The following is a 17679-nucleotide window of genomic DNA, read 5'->3' on the forward strand; positions in this document are numbered from 1 at the left end:
CTAGACAAATCCCGGTGACCAATGCGATGAATGGTCGCATCGGGAGTTTGGCTGTCGTTTGATATGCCAAGAAACCGCCGAAGTGGCGGTTTTTTTTAGATGCTTTAACGATGCTTCAACAGAGTTCAACAGTATGTTAGCCAATTTTGCCCTTCAATCAGCCCTTGATGAACAGCGCCAAAAAGACTTGTATCGTCAACTGACACCCATTAGTCAAGGCGTGACGCCCACCATTGACATAGATGGCAAAACCTACGTCAACTTTGCCAGCAACGATTATTTGGGACTTGCCACCGACCCGCAGCTCATACAAGCGTTTAGCCAAGCTGCAAAAACTATCCAGCAAGTCGGTAGTGGCGCGTCGCACCTGATTACGGGGCATACGCTTTGGCATGAACAATTGGATACCACCCTTGCCCAAGTGACAGGCTATGAACGGGCATTAACTTTTAGCACAGGGTATATGGCAAATGTCGGTGTGATTCAAGCGTTGTGTGGTAAAGATAGCGTGATTTTCAGTGATAAGCTCAATCATGCCTCCATTGTCGATGGGGCAATCCTTAGCCGTGCCAAAGTCATGCGTTTTGGGCATCGCAATTATAGCCAATTAGAACAATTGCTGTCGCAAAGTAGCGCTAAGCAAAAACTGATTATCAGCGATCATATTTTTAGTATGGATGGTACTATTGCGGATTTGGCTGCGCTGCATGCGTTAGCGGTTCGCTATGAATGCGCCTTGATGGTAGATGATGCGCACGGTTTTGGTTTGCCCTATCAAGCTTATAAAAAAGCCCAACCGCAAGCGGATATCTATATCGGCACCTTTGGTAAAGCGATAGGTACCAGTGGCGCATTTGTCGCAGGTTCGAGTGAGTTGATTGACTATGTGACCAATTTTGCCCGTTCATTTATTTACACCACGGCGATGCCCCCTGTGCTTGCCAGCGTGACTAAAACTAGCATAGCCATGTCGAACACCGATACTTTGCGCAGCGATCAATTACTTGCCAATATCAAACAGCTCAGTCAAGGGCTATTGCAGCAAAATTGGCAAGTAGGTATTGATAATCAAATACCGACCACCGCCATTATTCCTGTGGTCATTGGCAATAATGATAGAACCCTGCAGCTTGCCAACGCGTTAAAATCTCGCGGTTTTTGGGTGTCGGCCATCCGCCCACCTACAGTGCCTGTAGGCACAGCACGGCTACGCTTTTGCGTGAGTGCTCGTCATAGTGAACAACAAATCTCGGATTTACTTGCTGTCATGCAGACTTTAAAATAACGGCTATTTGCAGACTTTTTTAGGGCAAGTTTATTTAGAGTAAGCTAATTTAGGGCAAGCTTGTTTAGTTGCATCATCATCGGAGTAAGCAATGACAGAATATTTTTTATGGTTTAAAGCTTGGCATGTGATTTCATTGGTGTGTTGGTTTGCCGCGATTTTTTATCTACCACGCTTGTTTGTCTATCATGCCATGAGTGCCGATAAAATCAGTCAAGAGCGATTTGCATTGATGGAGCGTAAACTGTATCGCGGCATCATGACACCTGCGATGATTGCCACTTGGATTTTTGGCTTGTGTATGCTGCTACCTAATTGGGACAGTTATAAAACCCAAGTTTGGCTACATATCAAGCTAGCCTGCGTCATTGCGTTGACAGTATATCATGTAGCTTGTGGTCGATTTCGCTTAAAACTGATTGATAACCCTAACTATAAAACCCATATTTTTTGGCGGTGGTTTAATGAGGTGCCTGTGTTTATTTTAGTCGCTGTGGTGATTTTGGTGATTGTTAAACCGCAATTTGGCGCGTAATCATTTTAGTATTTCATGGATTCAATCATAGAAGATTGCCATGATTGCCTGCGCTATTTTCGGTGAGCGCAAGGTGTAAATACGGGTCAAGGTCAGCTTGTTTGAGCAGCCAATCGACATAATCAGGCGGCAAGTCTTTAATAGCAACCCCTTTATGTTTGCCAAAGCGCATTACCGTGGGTTTTCGGGCATGTTCACTGGCTTGATACAGCTGAGCCATATCGGTAATGTGATGCTGATAGCAGATAGCTTTTAATACCAAAAAGGTAAACCAAATATCGTATTTGGCACCATGCGCGAATTTGATATTTTTTTTGGCAACCTGCGGCTCAAAAAAACACAGTAGCGCCCCCAAACTATGGCTATCTAACTGCGGAAAAAAATGCCGCGCCAGGGCTAAAGTGCAAATACGCTTAATGTTTAATAAATCACAGTCAGCATTGGAGAGCACCTCAGCATCAAAGTCGATATTGTGCCCAATGAGATACTCGCAGTCTTTTGGTAACTCAAAATCAGTATGCGGCGGCTTGTCTGCCACATCGTCGTCAAAAATCCCTGTGATGGCTTGGCTACCCAAAGTAATTTTTTTGTGTGGGTTAAAGCGCTGCTCAAAGGCGTTGTGGGTCTGTAGTATCAGCTCGCCTGCTGGACTAAACACCACGCCAATGTAGGCAATTTCGGTCGCATGTGGCTCAACCAATCCATGCGCTTCTGTATCTAAAATATAACTACTCATAACCTTAAAACTTACTAAATCGCTCAATTCACCAGTTGTAGACAATCATCATACACGATTTGGCGATAGCTTCGTTAGGTTTTCGGTATCTTGGATTTTCAGTATCTTGGGTTTTCGGTATCTTATTTTCAGTATCTTGGGTACACCAACCGCTGTCTAAAGGTTGTGCTTGGTATTTGTCACTTCGCCAATCCTGTTAAATTAGCCAGCTTAACCAACTCAACCAACAAGGGTATGGGTCTCAGGATAACGAATACGGGTCGGTTTAGGGGTTGCGATAAAATACGCCAAAGTTAACGGTCCAAGACGCCCCATATACATCATAAACATAATCACACATTGCCCAGGCTCACTCAAGGTCGGGGTGAAATTTCGCGATAAACCGACGGTTGCCGATGCCGATATCACTTCAAATAAAATATCAACCAAATGCCCTTCTGGCTCAAATATGGTTAACATAAACGCCGCTAAAGCAATCATCAAAATCGAGGTGCTCATCACCGCAAACGATTTTTTTACCAAGTGATCAGAGATAGCACGATGAAAAATCGTCACTTGCGGGTGCTGACGCAAATATGCCCTAGTCGATGCTAGGATAACCACAAAGGTGCCGATTTTGATACCGCCACCTGTGGACATTGAGCCTGCGCCAATAAACATCAATATAAAGGTCAATAACGTACTGGCATCTGTCACTTGGCTATAATCAATATTATTAAAACCTGCGGTACGTGACGTCACCGCCATAAACCAAGACGCAAACCACTGACCAGCTTCGCTCAATCCGCCAATCGTTTTGGCATTATGACGCTCAAGTAACCAATACCCCATACAACCAATGATATTGAGTGCCAGTGTGCCCAAAACCATGACTTTGGTGTGCAGGGTAAATTTTTGCCAGCGCTTGTGTTTGATGATATCTAAAATCACCAAAAACCCGATACCGCCCGTGATAATAAGCAAGCTAATGATAAAACTAATCATCGGCTGGTGCACATAGGCAGTCATATTGTTGCCATTTAGCGCAAAACCTGCATTGTTAAATGCTGAGATACACAGAAAAAACGCTTCATACATCGCATCTTTTAGCCCTTTTAGCGGTGCTAACAATAGCGTTAACCCTAAAAAACCCAAGCTCTCGGTGATAAAGGCAATTTTGATTACCGCTTTGGCTGTACTACCAATTTGGTTGCTATGGGTACCCAACGCTTCTTGCGCCGTGATTGAGCCGGATAATCCCATTTTGCCTTGCAAACTGGTCAATACCAAAATTGCAAAGGTCATAAAGCCTAGACCGCCAAATTGAATCAGCGCGGCAATCACCAGTTGTCCAAACGTGGTATAGTTGGCGGTATCTACGACATTTAGCCCCGTGACGGTCACCGCAGACGTCGCAGTAAAGGCTGCGGCTAACAGACTAATCGGTTGAATCGTTGCGATTGGCAATGACAGCAAAACCGTACCAATGACAATCAACGCTAAAAATCCCAAGGACAAAATAGCAGGCGAGGACAAATGCAGTCCCTGTTTGGTAGGCGGCTCTGGGTCGTGAGCACTGGATTTTGATTTATCAACAATCTTTGGTTTGTCGCCTTTTTTGACTTCACGAAACGGCATATCTACACCTAATTACTTTTTTTGCGTGAGTGGTGGGCTAAATAGCCGTTTGGCGAATGGCTTTGGCAAGGCGACGCAGCGCTTGGGTATCACCACCCACCACCAATTTATCCCCACCTTGAAAGAAAAAGCCATCGGGTAATTGGTTAAAGATTTGCTGGTTGCGTTTTAGCATGATAAAAGTAATATCAGGATGGTTGTGTTGGACATCCGACCACGGGTGCCCTCGCCACTGCTCAGGTGGGTCTAAACGAACCAAAAACTGCTCGTCACCCAATGCCATGTATTGTTTGACCATCGGATAGTTCATCTTTTGGGCAATACGAATCCCCATGTCTTGTTCAGGGTGAATAATATTGTTCACCCCTAAGCTTTGTAGGATTTGGTGATGGGAGTCGGTTTTGGCTTTCACCCATAGGTTTTGTACGTTCAGGCTTAGTAGGTTGAGTGTACATAGCAAGCTGGCTTCAAGGTTATCACCAATGCTGACGAGTACGCCGTCGAAACTTGCAAGGTCAAGCTCTTCTATGGTGTCTTTGTCGGTGGCGTCAGCAATCACGGCACGGGTGACATATTCACTGATGTCATCGACCAGTTTTTCATCAATATCAATCGCTAGGACTTGGTTGCCCAATTTTTCAAGCTCTTTAGCGCAGGTAATACCAAAAACACCCAGTCCGATAATGGCAAATTGCATTATATTTTTCCTTTTTGATATTTTTTTACTTATTAAAGATTCATTTTATTATTTTAACTATGGGTTTCAACAAATTCTTTAGTTACTAAAAGGCAATACGTTCTGACTTTTCAAAATAAATATATCTGCTTTATTTGGCTCAATATTCAAAATCGCCAATAAATTTTGTTGCAGCCATTTTGTACTAACTGAATAAAGCGACATGTCATAATAAGCATCTTTAGGAAAGAAAAAGCTGATTTTTCCTGCTTTATAGCCATTGATGATTACAGCACCTAAGCCCATCACTTCCGTATAGTTCTCAAATACCATTAGGTCAAAAACTTTGTCGGTATAATAAAACTCTGACTTTTCAGACAAACAAATTCTTAAAATTGTGCCAGACCAAATTTTTTCTTCATCAAAGTCTAAAAGATTGGTAAACATTACTGATAACGTAAATTATTTCTTAAAACGCTGACGACTGGCTTCGTATAGTACCATGCCAGTGGCGACACTGACATTTAAGCTTTGGATTTGCCCATGTTCATTGCCGGGCATCGGGATATAAACTAGCTGGTCGCAGGTATCTGCGGTCAAACGGCGAATACCGTCACCTTCTGAGCCCATCACAATCGCCACATCACCTGTCAAATCACAGTCTTGCACGGGCTTTGCCGTGTCATCTAGAGCCGTACCAAACACAAACACCCCTTGTTTTTTGATGTCAGTGAGCGTACGTGCAAGATTAGTAACTTGGATAAAAGGCATTAATTCCACCGCACCGACAGCGACTTTTGCCACGGCTGGGGTGATGCTTGAGCTATGATTTTTGGGAATAATGACGGCTGAGACGCCCATTGCCACAGCGGTACGCAAACACGCGCCAAGGTTGTTCGGGTCGGTGATTTGATCAAGCACCAGTAGTAATAGCGGTTTTCGCTCGGTTTGGTGTTTGTCGACGAGGTATTTGAGATCTACCTCATCTTGGAGTTCAGCAGGACGGGCTTGTAATACCACGCCTTGATGCTGCGGACTTTCTGCAAGTTTGGTGAGTTTGTCTTTAGCGCTGATTTGTATCGCAATCCCGTAGGTTTGGGCAAGCTCAGTGATGTTGGCTACCGTGGCATCATCTTGTTTTTTACCGTCTTGAATAAAGAGTGTCAACCCATCGATACCGCGGTGTTGCAAGATGGATTGCACGGCATGAATGCCATAAAAATAACTCGGTTTTGCCATAATTAATGACCCTTTTTTCGATTTTATATTTGCCTTGCCCTAGCCTTGTATATTATCCGCTAGCCTTCTAGGTGGCAAATGTACTGCACGACTGCTTCATTACGTAGCTCATAACTGCTATGCCCTTCGACCAAGAATGCTTGACCGGCACGGTAATAGGTAAATTCTTCCTCGCCTGCCAGTTTGACTTCACACTCGCCTGCCAAAATTTCGATACGTTCAGATGAGTCAGTCTTAAATTCATAGGCAGGCACATTGGCATCACAAGGTAGCACGATTCCTAGCATTTTTTTGCGTCCATCTTCAAACCAAACGGTTCGACTAAAAGTACGACCTTCATAGTAAACATTCGCTATTTTTTCTACCGATACATGGTCGAAACGATTAGGTGACGTCATGAGATTCTCCTTAAAATACACAGTCAGTTGACTTGATAACGCTGCCTTATTATAAAGAATTATAAAGAATGGCAGGTCGTTTTGCGGCAACCCGCTTTTTTTAGTCGACAAATGGGTTTTATAATCAAACGCAGTCCGTGACTTGTCGCAATCAGCCAATGCTATTGCCGATAGATTGTTAACGGTTGATAAAAAATTATGTTCCGTTATCCTTATGCAGACGTTGTTTAGAGCAATAGGATAGCATCAAATTTAGTCAACTTTTATGACAATCTATTAATAACAATCTCTGTTTTATGACAATCGATGAAACCGCCCTTAACTCAACTAGGCGAAGATTGCTAGACACAGATACCCATCAAAGATAGCCAGCTGACGGAAATTTGGATTTTTGCGTTGCTTATTTTGTAATTGTCCCAATTATGCTATTGTTTAGTGTGAAACAGCTAGATGGAATTTTTACTGATTTTTGAAGACTTGTCTAGGATTATTGTGAGCTTTTCATGACCAGGTTACAATAAAGTTTTCGCGAATTTGACCGCCAATGTGCCACTCTTAACGTCAATGATAGGATTGATATGCTGACACAGTTAACCTTACAAAATTTAGCCCTCGTCACCAATGCTGAGATTGAGATGAATGCTGGATTTAACATTATCACTGGCGAGACAGGTGCTGGTAAATCACTATTGCTTGACGCCTTGACCTTGTGCGTGGGTGGTCGTAGTGACGCAGGTTTGATTCGGCATGGACAGACCACGGCAGACGCTTTTGCAGAATTTAATATCGGTCAATTACCCGAAGTCATGGCATGGCTTAGTGAGCAAAATTACCCATTTGAAGACGATACGCTGCTGATTCGCCGGCAACTTGCCAACCAAAACGGTACGCTTCGTAGTAAAGCTTGGCTCAATGGCATGCCCATTAGTATGAATGAGCTTAAAACCTTGGGTGGGCTACTGGTGAATATTCACAGCCAACATGCCCAGCAAAGTTTGCTACGTCCGCAGTTTGTGATGGAATGGCTTGATAGTGCTACGGGCTTAAACAGCCAAGCAAGCGACGTGAAACAAGCGTTTTTGCAGTACGAACGCCTTAAATCACAAGCCGCCCAGCACGCCAAAGACGAGCAATTGCGCCAGCAGCAAATTCAGCTATTGAGTAATCAATTAGCCGATATCGAGCCTATTGCCACTGTCTTATACAGTGAACTTGAAGCTGAATACGATGAATTATCTAACCTTGAAAACCTCATGCAGCAAGCCGCATTATCGGTGCAACTACTCGATAATGACAGCGATGAGCCCGATGTGATAAGCCTGCTTAATCGGGCGATTAAACTGTGTGAAGCGCAGACCGAGCTTAGCCAAACCTATGCTGATTGCGTTGAACAGTTGTATTCAGCACATACCCAAATCGCTGAAGTGGCTAGCACCCTGAGCAATTATGCTGAGGGACAAAGCCTTGACCCCAAGCGGTTAGCACTACTTGATGAGCAGTTATCGACGTTTCACCGACTCGCGCGCAAATATCACACCACCCCTGAAAGCCTTGTTGAAGACAGCCAAGCCTGGCAACAGCAATTAGATGATTTGCAATCGGTGATGTCGCCTGAAGCGATGGCAGAGCAAATTGAACAAGCTTATCAAGCCTACTTGCAAAAAGCCCAAGCGTTGGATGACAGTCGCCAAGCCAATGCCAAGACATTAGCTGAAGCGCTAGTTGCACGGTTAAAAGCATTGGCATTGCCTAATGTGCAGGCAGCATTTGAATTTACCCCACTTGATAAACCACAAAGTATCGGGTTATCGCAAATCGATTTGCTATTTAGTGCCAATGTCGGTATGCCAATGCAACCGATTCACAAAATCGCCTCAGGCGGTGAATTATCACGGTTAGCCCTTATCATGCAAGTCATTGATGCGCAAGGGGTTTGCCGTAATACGACGACCGATATGGCAACCACCACCCGTCAGTTATTGGTATTTGATGAAGTGGATGTGGGTATCAGTGGTGGCACGGCGCAAGTGGTGGGCGAGTTACTGCGTGAACTGGGTGAAGAACAACAAATCATTGCGATCACTCACCAATCGCAAGTCGCCGCACAAGCCCATCAGCATATTTTGGTGTACAAGACCCAGCAAGAGAAGGCGCAGTCTCACTTAAAAATTCTGTCGGGCGATGACCAAGTGCAGGAATTAGCGCGCATGTCGGGCGGGGTCAATATCACCGAAGACACGCTCAAACATGCCCGCAGTTTGCTAGCAAGTCGCCGGGTGAGTTAATTTAATATCGCCTGTCGCTTTTAATGTTTATCGCTTTTAATTAGGTATGCCACTGAATGTCAAAAAACCAAAATCTTACCAACCATTTTTTGATAGCCTCGCCCAATATTGACGGCGGGATTTTCTATCAATCCTTGGTCTATATTTGCCGTCAAGACCAACAAGGCACGTTAGGGCTGGTAATTAACAAACCTATCGAAACCAGCAACGTCGCCAAATTGTTTGAAGAACTAAATATTGATGTGACAATCACCGACTTGCACCGAAAATTACCCTTAGATGGGGGTCCTATGAACCCGGAAGTTGGGTTTGTGCTCCATACGGGACAGCCCGATTGGGTATCTTCGTTTGCCATCACCGAAAACGTCTGTATCACCACTAGCAAGGATATTTTACAAAGTATCGCCAATGGTCAAGGCGTTGAGCATTTTGAGCTTTGTTTGGGTCATGCCAGCTGGGGAAAAGGGCAGCTAGAAGAAGAAATCAACCAAGGCGATTGGTTTGTTTTGCCGGCATCAATGGGGCTATTGTTTGATATCGACCATCAGACTCGCTGGCAAGTCGCCGCTCAGCAGTTGGGCGTTGATTTTAACAAACTGAGTACGGATATCGGGCATGCTTAACCTAAATAAGCCGCAAGATACTCATCACACCCAAACTATCGAAACGGTGATGGGGCTTGATTTTGGCATCGCAAAAATGGGTATCGCTTTAGGCAATACCTTAACCCAAACCGCAAGCCCATTGATGCAGTTTAAAATGGATAATGGCAAACCCAATTGGGATGAATTGCTAAAAATTATCGAGTCATGGCAAGTGAGCACCATCATCATTGGTTTGCCGCTGAATATGGATGGCACTGCATCTGAGCTTGGTAATCGTGCCAAAAAATTTGCTCGTAGGCTTAAACACCAGCTCGAGGAAGCGCATCGACCATGCCCGATTATTTTGGCAGATGAGCGCTTAACTAGCCGTGAAGCCAAAAATTTGGCTTGGGAATATGGTCTAATCAAAAGTGACAAAGAGCCGATTGATAGTATTGCCTCAGCGATTATGCTTGGCAGTTGGCTTAGAAGTGGCGAAGGAGCGCTGTTATCATGACTCAATTAAACGCGTCTGCTACGCCAACGACCAAAGGCTTTTCTGCCCCTGTTCTTGGTTTGATTGAGCACGCACAGCGACTCAACAAATGGTCAATTTATCTGGTTTATTTGGCAATTGCGCTATTTTTATTATTTGGTACCCTAAAGAGCCTATCACAGTTTAAGGACAGTCAAACGATTTATACTTTATTTCATTGGGTGCCTTACGGACTCGTTGGACTGACCATACCCCTATCCTGCTATGTGGCGTTTATTTTATACCGTTACCGTTTAAGCCAGCCGAGCATGCTTGCGCTGTGTATCGGTATGGGATTTGGCTTGTTTGTTATCAGTAGCTATGTCGCCCTAGCCGCCTGGATTGGGGTGGCGTTTATGTTTAAAGCCAATTTAACCCGTTTTTTTAATTTTATCCAAGAAAGTCGACAAACAGAAACTCAAAAAACAGAGACTCAACATGCCTGATGCCAATTACCAACTCGATACCCAAGGGCTGATTTGCCCAGAGCCGATTATGCTACTGCATAAAACCGTTCGTAAAGCGCAGTCGGGGGAAGTGATTCACGTCATCGCCACTGACCCTGCGACCACGCGCGATATCCCCAATTTTTGTCGTCATCTGGGGCATGAGCTTATCGAGCAGCAAGACATCATCAACCCGCAACAACATCAAAACCCTGATCCGTATGCCAATGTGTATCATTACTGGATTAAGAAGAAAGCTGGTTAAAAAAAAGCCCCCTTATCCTGAGATTTCAAGTCATTTATGTCCCAAGTCGCCGCGCGCCAACCCCGCCAAGTCAAAGCCTTACACCTTCATGATGAGCCCAGTTATATTCAGCAGTTTCGCCAAGAGTTGCTGACGCGGGGACTTGCCACCAATACACGCAATGCTTATATTCGTGACTTGATGCTGTGCGAAACCACCTGTAGCAAAGCCATCACCCGTTGGGATGCCAGTGACGTGTTGGCTTGCCTAGCGGCGCTTTATAAACAAGGTAAAACAGCACGCAGCCAAGCGCGTGCCTTATCATCGCTTAAACAGTTTTTCTTATGGCAAATCAACGCCAATCAGCGTGATGACAACCCGTGTGAGCATATCAAGACCCCAAAACTTGGGCGCGCGCTGCCCAAAGATTTATCCGAAAGTGATGTCGATGCCCTACTCGCTAGCCCAGATACATCGACACCATTGGGCATGCGTGACCAAGCCATGTTTGAAGTGCTCTATGCCTGCGGGCTGCGTGTCTCTGAGCTTATTCATTTATCGTTAAGTGAAGTCAATCTCAATGCTGGCTGGTTACAGGTTACCGGTAAAGGCGATAAGACGCGGCTGGTACCTCTTGGCGAAGTGGCGATTGATGTATTGACCGATTATTTGACTCTTGCGCGACCGCAGCTATGTATCATGAAAAATGGGCGAGAAAGTCGCTGCCAAGCGGTATTTTTGACCCAACAAGGCGGCTACATGACCCGCCAAAACTTTTGGTATGTCATTAAACGCTACGCCAAGCAAGCCGGCATCGAAAGCGAAATTTCTCCGCATACCTTACGTCATGCCTTTGCTACTCATTTGCTCAATCACGGCGCTGACTTGCGCAGTGTACAGATGTTATTGGGTCACAGCGATTTATCAACTACCCAAATCTATACCCATGTGGCTACAGCAAGGCTGCAACAGCTGCATCAGCAGCATCATCCGCGCGCTTAAGGCTGTTTGTTTACAGACAAATTTTTTGAAACCCATAAATCATAAAATCGGTCGTAAAGCGCATTGACCCTGCTTGCTGGCAGCGGTCGATTAACGCCTCACGTCTGGCTGGCTGCGCCCGAAACGCATAGGGTGTCATCGTCAATAAATCTTGTAACTGCGTAGCGGTAAGCGAAATCGTGGTTTCCACCCGCGTTTGCTTGACCAACTCAAAATACGGTGCTAATTCATCGATAAATTTGTCTGAGTCGTGTGCCACGATTTGTTCAAATAGCCCATCACGCATCTCAATCAAGTGATTGACGGCAGGCTTGGCAATCACTACAAAGCCCTGGTCGCTGACCAACCGATGAAATTCATCCGCCAAAATCGGGCTAAAAATACTGGTCAATATACTCACCGCCTGACTGGCCAATGGTACTTGCGAAGCAGATGCCACTAAGCAATATTTTTGTGTGGTCGTGCTAATTGGTTTAAGTCGTTTGGCCGTGGCAAGTATGGCAGGTTTGCTAATATCAAGCGCGACTAACTTGCTTAGGTTAAGCTGTAAAAATCGCTCAGTGTAATATCCTTCGCCACAGCCAATGTCTAGCCAATTTACTGATTGTTGGGAGGATAATAGCCCTTTGCAAAAGTCATACAGCCCATCTTGCAGCGACTGATAAAACCCGGCTTGTAGAAAACGACGACGCGCCATAATCGACTCATCACTATCGCCAGGGTTTTTGCTATGCTTATTTTGCACCGGCAGTAGATTCACATACCCTTGTTTGGCGACATCAAAGCCATGTTGCCGCTGCTGCGCGTTTTCACCGGTGCATTGCCAAACTTTTTCACCCACCTTTAGCGGACTTTGGCAAATCGGGCAGCGAAAAATTGCAGAAAATGTCGAAGGCAATGCCACCATAAAAATATCTCAAAAAAGCTGTTAAAAACCCAATTGATGCAAAGCGCTGTTAGCGAACGTAGCAAAGTTAGCGAAGTTTCAACGTCATCAGCCCTAAAATAACCAAGACAATGGTAATAATCCAAAAACGGGTAACCACTTGGGTTTCTTTCCAGCCGCCTTCTTCAAAATGGTGATGCAGGGGCGCCATGCGAAAGATGCGTTTTTTACGAAGTTTGTAAGAGCCTACTTGTAGCATGACCGATACCGCTTCTGCCACAAATAAACCACCCATGATGAACAGCACAATCTCTTGACGCGTCATCACAGCAATGGTGCCAAGCATCGCGCCCAAGGCTAATGCACCAACATCACCCATAAACACTTGGGCGGGATGCGCATTAAACCATAAAAACCCTAAGCCCGCCCCAACCATGGCACCACACACGACTGTCACATCGCTATTATAAGCAATATAGGGCACGTGGAGATATTCAGCAAAGCGAAAATCCCCTGACACATAAGCAAACACCCCTAAGCCTGCGGCCACCAACACCACAGGAAAAATGGCGAGACCATCCAAACCATCGGTTAAGTTGACCGCATTTGAGGTGCCATTAATCACAAAATAAGTAAAAATAATAAACGCCAAACCCAATGGTACAGCGGAGAAAGGAATTGACACGTTTTTGAATAATGGAATCAGTAAATCTTGCATGGCATGAGCTGTCGCCACATGCGGCTGCTGACTGGCAATCCAGTACAAGGACACACCAACAAATAAAGCACCAACCGACAACCAAAAGTATTTTTTGCGTGCAATCAAGCCTTTTGGGTCTTTATATTTGATTTTTAGCCAGTCATCTGCCCAGCCCACCGCACCAAAAATCACCAACACCACCAGCAAAATCCATACGTAGGGGTTGGTTAGATTCGCCCACAGTAGCGTGGTCACCAAAATACTGCCCAAAATCAAAATCCCGCCCATGGTGGGTGTGCCTGTTTTGGCAAGGTGGCTCTGTGGTCCATCGTTACGAATGGCTTGTCCATATTTGAGCGCACGCAGCCGTTCAATGACGCGCCCACCAAACACCATACTGATACCCAGCGCAGTCAGCACCGCTAATAAAACACGTAAGGTCAGCGACGACACAGCCGAAAATGGGGAATAAAATTGGCTTAGCCATTCAAATAACCACAATAGCACGAGTGGACTCCTTAGGGAATGTCGGGTAAAACAGGGATGCAATCTCCCTATTATGATCATGATGAAATAAATGAAAACTCGCTATGAAAACTATCTGTGAAAACCGTCTATAAAAACTGTCTCACCTTGACTCATCATCAAAAACCCATCATGAAAAGTTGACTATTTTAAGTAAAAATTCACAAAAAATCAGCCAATTTTTATCAAATGACTGATGAAAGTTCTGTTTCTAGCTAGGATGGCTGACGGGTTAACTCGTCAATTACCTGCTCCATCCTCATATAGCGCGAGCCTTTAAACAAGATATGCCAGGCGTCATCACTACTCGCCAGCTTATCTTTAATGGCCGCAAGTAGGGAGGCTTTGTCTGGGTAAGCCTGTGCTTGCATGCCAGATGCTTGCGCTTGCGCGACGGTAACAGGCGTTAACTCCCCCACCGTATACAGCACAGTCACGCCAGAAGCGACAATAGCCTCACCGAGCTTGCGATGCTCCTCTTGCGCAGCGTCACCCAACTCACCAATATCGCCCAATACCAACATGGTGGGCGCACCTTGGCTAGCCAATACTTGCGCGGCAGCAACGACGGCACTAGGGTTGGCATTATAAGTGTCATCAATTAAAGTATGTTTGCCAAACTCAATAAAATTGAGTCGACCTTTGGCAGGTTTGGCAGCATCAAGTCCTTTGGCGATATCATCAATCGACAGCCCCAAGGCTTGCGCACAGGCCGCGGCGGCTAAGGCATTGCTGATGTTGTGTTCACCTGCAAAGTTTAAGCTGACGTTTTGACTCTCGATTTCATCAATTTCAAAATTGAAATTTAGGCTAAAGGTACTGGTATTACCGACTTCCACATCATCGGCAAACACATCGCCCATCAGTAGCACCGTATCTTCATCTGTTAAGCCAATTTCTTTGGCTTGTTGCATATCCACGCCAGCATCCGCCAAAGACACGTCACGCTCGCCAAAGGTGAGAATATTTTGGGTAAATTGTTGGGCATTATTGAGTAGCGTATCAAAATAATCATCACCAAATGGCACAATCGCTGTACCTGTGTTACTTAATCCTTGATAAATCTCAGATTTGGTCTTGGCGATATTATCACGCCCGCCAAACTCCCCCAAATGTGCTGTGCCGATATTGAGCACACAAGCGACATCGGGTTTGACAAGCTGGGTGGTATAAGCAATCTCTCCGACATGATTGGCGCCAAGCTCCATGACGGCGTAACGATGCGCATCGGTCAGCTCTAGTAGCATCATCGGCACACCCAAATCATTGTTGAGATTGCCGCGAGTGATAAGTGTCGGCGCAATACGGTTTAAAATACTGCCAAGCATTTCTTTGGCAGTGGTTTTACCGCTAGAGCCTGTAATCGCGACGACTTTTAGATTGGGATGTTGGTCACGGCGGTAAGCACCTAATTTGCCGAGTGCCAATTTTGTGTCAGTCACTACAAGTTGCGGCAAGTCACTTTCGACTGCACGACTGACAATCGCTAAGACCGCGCCTTTATCTTTGGCAGTTTTTACATAATCATGCCCGTCAAAGTTGTCACCTTTAATGGCTAAAAAGATATCGCCTTGTTCAATTTTGCGGGTATCGGTGATAATTTTTGTGGATGTCTGGGTAAAATCACTGTGAAAGGTTGGGTTTAGGTCTTTCACAGCTTCGGTTAAGTTGGCAGATTGCCAAATATATGCAGTCATTTTAGTCTCTTTGTTGGGGTCTCTTTATTCGGGTCTCTTTATTGGGTTCTCTTTATAGTTTACTACTAGCGAATCTCGTCATCTTGCCCATCATTGCGCACCCATACTTTCTTGATCCCTGCAGCAGCGAGCAACAACACTTCGCAATTTTTGGGGCGCGTTGCCAGTTCAAACTCACGGAATTTTTTCATATTATATAGACGCGGGCTATCACCAAGTAGCAGTTGCCAGATAAGCATGCCAATCCACATGCCATGAGTAAATACTAGATAGGTGCCATCGGGCAAGGCATCAAAATACGCGCGCACCTTTTGTACCCGCGCTACGAAATGCTCAAAACTGTCCGTCACCTCACTGGCTCGGTGCGCAGAATGCTGTTGCCAAAAATCATCGGCAATCACACGGATGTCATCAAATGACAAATCCTTGATGGTGTCAAAATCCAAAAAGTTAAATTCATGCAATTCGTCGATGACAGTGGCTGTACGCTTAGTGCGTTGTAGATAAGGCTGAGCCGTTTGCTGGGTGCGAAGATACTGGGATACAAAAATCTCGGTGACTGGCTCGCTGATATGGTCAGTGAGCCAATCCGCTAATGCTTGCGCTTGCGTCTTGCCAACGTCAGTAAGATTGATGGCATGATTGGGGCGCACCGCTTGCCCTGCATTGGACTCGCTTTGGGCATGACGGATTAGGTAGATTTTTTTCATGATGCTAGGCTAAGTTATTTGCCGAATTTTTCAATGGCATTTTTTACCACTACTTTATCATCAAAATCGTGGCGCACCCCTTTGATTTCTTGATAAGTCTCATGCCCTTTGCCTGCAATCACCACGATATCACTAGGCTTCGCATGTTGCACTGCATATTCAATGGCCTTTTGACGGTCTGGCTCGATAATGGCTTGATAGTGCTGCTGGCAAGTCATGCCCGCTTGCATATCGTTCAAAATCGCATTGGGGTCTTCACTGCGTGGGTTATCGGCAGTCAAAATCACTTTGTCAGCTAGGCGCAGTCCTGCTTGCGCCATCAGTGGACGTTTACCCTTATCACGGTCGCCACCACAGCCAAATACTGCCCAAAGCTCACCCGTACAGTGCGATTTTAAACTGGTCAACACTTGCTCTAGCGCATCTGGCGTATGCGCATAATCCACGATAAAACAGCTGCTGGTCGACGGCACCCGATCCATACGACCTGTGGCGCCACGAAGCTTTGGCACTGCCGCTTGGATTTGCGCCACACTCAATCCCATCGCGGCACTTTGCGATAACGCTAAGGCGCCTGCGATACTCGCCAACAAATTAGCCACATTAAATCGCCCTAACAATGGACTGCTCACCGTTAATTCACCTTGTGGCGTGACAGCTTTTGAAAGAGCAATGGTCAAATCACCCCCTTGCAAGCTAGGCAGGATAGTCTTGGCAAAAAAATCGGCTTTGTCATTGGTCAAACTATACGTCCACACGGTTAAATGGGATGCGTTAGCTGCCTCAATCATCAACGCACTAAATTCATCATCTAAATTAATAATCGCGTGAGTGAGAGTGGGAAAATGCGCTTTATCAAACAGTCGCGCTTTCGCCTGCGCATAATCGTCCATGTCAGTATGATAGTCGAGATGATCACGACTTAAATTGGTAAACGTCGCCACGTTGACAGGTACGCCTTGCAGCCGCTGCTGGTGCAATCCGTGAGAGCTGGCTTCAATGGCTAAGGCTTGTACCCCGTGTTTGGCAAAATCATCAATCGCATGTTGCAGATTAAAGACTTCTAGGGTGGTATGGGTACTTGGGGTCAAATTTGGCAAAACCCCATTACCTGCCGTGCCCATCACCGCAGTTTTGATGCCCGATTGACTGATGAGTTGGGCGACCAATTGGCTTACGGTGGTCTTGCCATTGGTGCCTGTCACCGCGATGACCGCCGGTAACTTGGTAGGATGTTGCTGTTGCAAACTGGTTTGAATCAGAGAACCTAAAAAATCACGAATGGTGGGTAAATAAATAATCGGTAACGTAAACTGCGACTGGATCGCGGATACATCAATTTCTGACAACACAAACGCCGCTTTGTCTGCGACTTGGGTAAGATAACCTGCAACTTTTTCCAAATCGAGGCTGTCGGTCGCGTTTTGACTCTTTAGCAATACAAATACATCGCCCTGACCCACTTGACGGCTATCGACCACAAACTGCCCAAATGGTTGATTCATGACAGGGTTTAACAGTTGTCGCACGCTTTCTGGTAGCGATAGCGCAGACATCATCGGTTGCAACGTAATCATAG

The 17679-nt window shown here is 45.5% G+C and carries 19 protein-coding genes; 8 read left to right on the forward strand and 11 right to left on the reverse strand.

Features of this window, described 5'->3' with window-relative positions:
• Positions 1-133: 133 nt before the first annotated feature.
• Both RT143_RS07505 and hemJ read left to right on the forward strand, forming a co-directional pair.
• Positions 134-1285 (forward strand): aminotransferase class I/II-fold pyridoxal phosphate-dependent enzyme, encoded by a 1152-nt coding sequence (locus RT143_RS07505; protein WP_313092192.1) that lies wholly within the window; start codon positions 134-136, stop codon positions 1283-1285.
• Positions 1286-1376: 91 nt separating this feature from the next.
• Positions 1377-1820 (forward strand): protoporphyrinogen oxidase HemJ, encoded by a 444-nt coding sequence (hemJ, locus tag RT143_RS07510; protein WP_313092193.1) that lies wholly within the window; start codon positions 1377-1379, stop codon positions 1818-1820.
• Between the two features lie 25 nt (positions 1821-1845).
• Here the strand turns inward: hemJ and RT143_RS07515 are convergent, their stop codons facing one another.
• From RT143_RS07515 to ppnP, 6 genes are all read right to left on the reverse strand, one after another.
• Entirely contained in the window at positions 1846-2556 is a 711-nt protein-coding gene (locus RT143_RS07515; RefSeq protein ID WP_313092195.1) for an exonuclease domain-containing protein, read from the reverse strand.
• 219 nt (positions 2557-2775) lie between these two features.
• Complete coding sequence (locus tag RT143_RS07520; RefSeq protein WP_313092197.1) at positions 2776-4173, reverse strand: TrkH family potassium uptake protein; 1398 nt, start codon at positions 4171-4173, stop codon at positions 2776-2778.
• A gap of 37 nt (positions 4174-4210) precedes the next feature.
• The gene (locus RT143_RS07525; protein WP_219299538.1) at positions 4211-4870 is read right to left on the reverse strand and encodes a potassium channel family protein; all 660 of its coding nucleotides are present in this window, start codon (positions 4868-4870) and stop codon (positions 4211-4213) included.
• A gap of 78 nt (positions 4871-4948) precedes the next feature.
• Positions 4949-5296, reverse strand: coding sequence for an Imm45 family immunity protein (gene imm45, locus RT143_RS07530; RefSeq protein ID WP_159375365.1), 348 nt, complete (start codon positions 5294-5296; stop codon positions 4949-4951).
• Between the two features lie 15 nt (positions 5297-5311).
• Positions 5312-6088: a 23S rRNA (guanosine(2251)-2'-O)-methyltransferase RlmB gene (rlmB, locus tag RT143_RS07535; protein WP_313092199.1), complete on the reverse strand. Its 777-nt coding sequence runs from the start codon at positions 6086-6088 to the stop codon at positions 5312-5314.
• Between the two features lie 59 nt (positions 6089-6147).
• Entirely contained in the window at positions 6148-6486 is a 339-nt protein-coding gene (ppnP, locus tag RT143_RS07540; RefSeq protein WP_313061927.1) for a pyrimidine/purine nucleoside phosphorylase, read from the reverse strand.
• Between the two features lie 578 nt (positions 6487-7064).
• On the opposite strand from ppnP, the gene recN reads away from it, so the two are divergent.
• The 6 genes from recN to xerD are packed head-to-tail and all read left to right on the forward strand — an operon-like array spanning position 7065 to position 11582.
• A complete protein-coding gene (recN, locus tag RT143_RS07545; RefSeq protein ID WP_313092200.1) occupies positions 7065-8771 on the forward strand; it encodes a DNA repair protein RecN in 1707 nt (568 codons plus the stop codon).
• A gap of 56 nt (positions 8772-8827) precedes the next feature.
• The gene (locus tag RT143_RS07550) at positions 8828-9394 is read left to right on the forward strand and encodes a YqgE/AlgH family protein (protein ID WP_050324897.1); all 567 of its coding nucleotides are present in this window, start codon (positions 8828-8830) and stop codon (positions 9392-9394) included.
• Positions 9387-9872: a Holliday junction resolvase RuvX gene (gene ruvX / locus RT143_RS07555; protein ID WP_313092202.1), complete on the forward strand. Its 486-nt coding sequence runs from the start codon at positions 9387-9389 to the stop codon at positions 9870-9872. Before RT143_RS07550 ends, ruvX begins: the two co-directional genes overlap by 8 nt.
• Positions 9869-10336 (forward strand): hypothetical protein, encoded by a 468-nt coding sequence (locus tag RT143_RS07560; RefSeq protein ID WP_313092204.1) that lies wholly within the window; start codon positions 9869-9871, stop codon positions 10334-10336. Before ruvX ends, RT143_RS07560 begins: the two co-directional genes overlap by 4 nt.
• Positions 10329-10601, forward strand: coding sequence for a sulfurtransferase TusA (tusA, locus tag RT143_RS07565; RefSeq protein WP_050324895.1), 273 nt, complete (start codon positions 10329-10331; stop codon positions 10599-10601). Before RT143_RS07560 ends, tusA begins: the two co-directional genes overlap by 8 nt.
• A gap of 36 nt (positions 10602-10637) precedes the next feature.
• Positions 10638-11582 carry a site-specific tyrosine recombinase XerD gene (xerD, locus tag RT143_RS07570; protein WP_007115047.1) on the forward strand — a complete coding sequence of 315 codons (945 nt, stop codon included), beginning with the start codon at positions 10638-10640 and terminating at the stop codon, positions 11580-11582.
• 10 nt (positions 11583-11592) lie between these two features.
• Here xerD and RT143_RS07575 read toward each other — a convergent pair whose 3' ends face one another.
• From RT143_RS07575 to RT143_RS07595, 5 genes are all read right to left on the reverse strand, one after another.
• Complete coding sequence (locus tag RT143_RS07575) at positions 11593-12489, reverse strand: putative RNA methyltransferase (RefSeq protein WP_313092207.1); 897 nt, start codon at positions 12487-12489, stop codon at positions 11593-11595.
• Between the two features lie 67 nt (positions 12490-12556).
• Positions 12557-13675: a phospho-N-acetylmuramoyl-pentapeptide-transferase gene (mraY, locus tag RT143_RS07580; protein ID WP_007115049.1), complete on the reverse strand. Its 1119-nt coding sequence runs from the start codon at positions 13673-13675 to the stop codon at positions 12557-12559.
• Between the two features lie 233 nt (positions 13676-13908).
• Positions 13909-15390 carry a UDP-N-acetylmuramoyl-tripeptide--D-alanyl-D-alanine ligase gene (locus RT143_RS07585; RefSeq protein WP_313092209.1) on the reverse strand — a complete coding sequence of 494 codons (1482 nt, stop codon included), beginning with the start codon at positions 15388-15390 and terminating at the stop codon, positions 13909-13911.
• 65 nt (positions 15391-15455) lie between these two features.
• Complete coding sequence (locus tag RT143_RS07590) at positions 15456-16100, reverse strand: histidine phosphatase family protein (protein WP_313092211.1); 645 nt, start codon at positions 16098-16100, stop codon at positions 15456-15458.
• 14 nt (positions 16101-16114) lie between these two features.
• Complete coding sequence (locus RT143_RS07595) at positions 16115-17677, reverse strand: UDP-N-acetylmuramoyl-L-alanyl-D-glutamate--2,6-diaminopimelate ligase (protein ID WP_313092213.1); 1563 nt, start codon at positions 17675-17677, stop codon at positions 16115-16117.
• Positions 17678-17679 lie beyond the last annotated feature (2 nt).

The organism is Moraxella sp. CTOTU48268 (assembly GCF_032069585.1).
GTDB lineage: Bacteria > Pseudomonadota > Gammaproteobacteria > Pseudomonadales > Moraxellaceae > Faucicola > Faucicola cinerea.

What these genes read in the sequence shown, in the direction of transcription:
- RT143_RS07590 (WP_313092211.1), bottom strand. Translation starts at nt 16,100, where the DNA reads ATGAAAAAAATCTACCTAATCCGTCATGCCCAAAGCGAGTCCAATGCA.
- RT143_RS07575 (WP_313092207.1), bottom strand. Translation starts at nt 12,489, where the DNA reads ATGGTGGCATTGCCTTCGACATTTTCTGCAATTTTTCGCTGCCCGATT.
- imm45 (WP_159375365.1), bottom strand. Translation starts at nt 5,296, where the DNA reads ATGTTTACCAATCTTTTAGACTTTGATGAAGAAAAAATTTGGTCTGGC.
- hemJ (WP_313092193.1), top strand. Translation starts at nt 1,377, where the DNA reads ATGACAGAATATTTTTTATGGTTTAAAGCTTGGCATGTGATTTCATTG.
- xerD (WP_007115047.1), top strand. Translation starts at nt 10,638, where the DNA reads ATGTCCCAAGTCGCCGCGCGCCAACCCCGCCAAGTCAAAGCCTTACAC.
- RT143_RS07525 (WP_219299538.1), bottom strand. Translation starts at nt 4,870, where the DNA reads ATGCAATTTGCCATTATCGGACTGGGTGTTTTTGGTATTACCTGCGCT.
- RT143_RS07520 (WP_313092197.1), bottom strand. Translation starts at nt 4,173, where the DNA reads ATGCCGTTTCGTGAAGTCAAAAAAGGCGACAAACCAAAGATTGTTGAT.
- RT143_RS07515 (WP_313092195.1), bottom strand. Translation starts at nt 2,556, where the DNA reads ATGAGTAGTTATATTTTAGATACAGAAGCGCATGGATTGGTTGAGCCA.
- RT143_RS07550 (WP_050324897.1), top strand. Translation starts at nt 8,828, where the DNA reads ATGTCAAAAAACCAAAATCTTACCAACCATTTTTTGATAGCCTCGCCC.
- RT143_RS07595 (WP_313092213.1), bottom strand. Translation starts at nt 17,677, where the DNA reads ATGATTACGTTGCAACCGATGATGTCTGCGCTATCGCTACCAGAAAGC.
- tusA (WP_050324895.1), top strand. Translation starts at nt 10,329, where the DNA reads ATGCCTGATGCCAATTACCAACTCGATACCCAAGGGCTGATTTGCCCA.
- ppnP (WP_313061927.1), bottom strand. Translation starts at nt 6,486, where the DNA reads ATGACGTCACCTAATCGTTTCGACCATGTATCGGTAGAAAAAATAGCG.
- ruvX (WP_313092202.1), top strand. Translation starts at nt 9,387, where the DNA reads ATGCTTAACCTAAATAAGCCGCAAGATACTCATCACACCCAAACTATC.
- recN (WP_313092200.1), top strand. Translation starts at nt 7,065, where the DNA reads ATGCTGACACAGTTAACCTTACAAAATTTAGCCCTCGTCACCAATGCT.
- rlmB (WP_313092199.1), bottom strand. Translation starts at nt 6,088, where the DNA reads ATGGCAAAACCGAGTTATTTTTATGGCATTCATGCCGTGCAATCCATC.
- RT143_RS07560 (WP_313092204.1), top strand. Translation starts at nt 9,869, where the DNA reads ATGACTCAATTAAACGCGTCTGCTACGCCAACGACCAAAGGCTTTTCT.
- RT143_RS07505 (WP_313092192.1), top strand. Translation starts at nt 134, where the DNA reads ATGTTAGCCAATTTTGCCCTTCAATCAGCCCTTGATGAACAGCGCCAA.
- RT143_RS07585 (WP_313092209.1), bottom strand. Translation starts at nt 15,390, where the DNA reads ATGACTGCATATATTTGGCAATCTGCCAACTTAACCGAAGCTGTGAAA.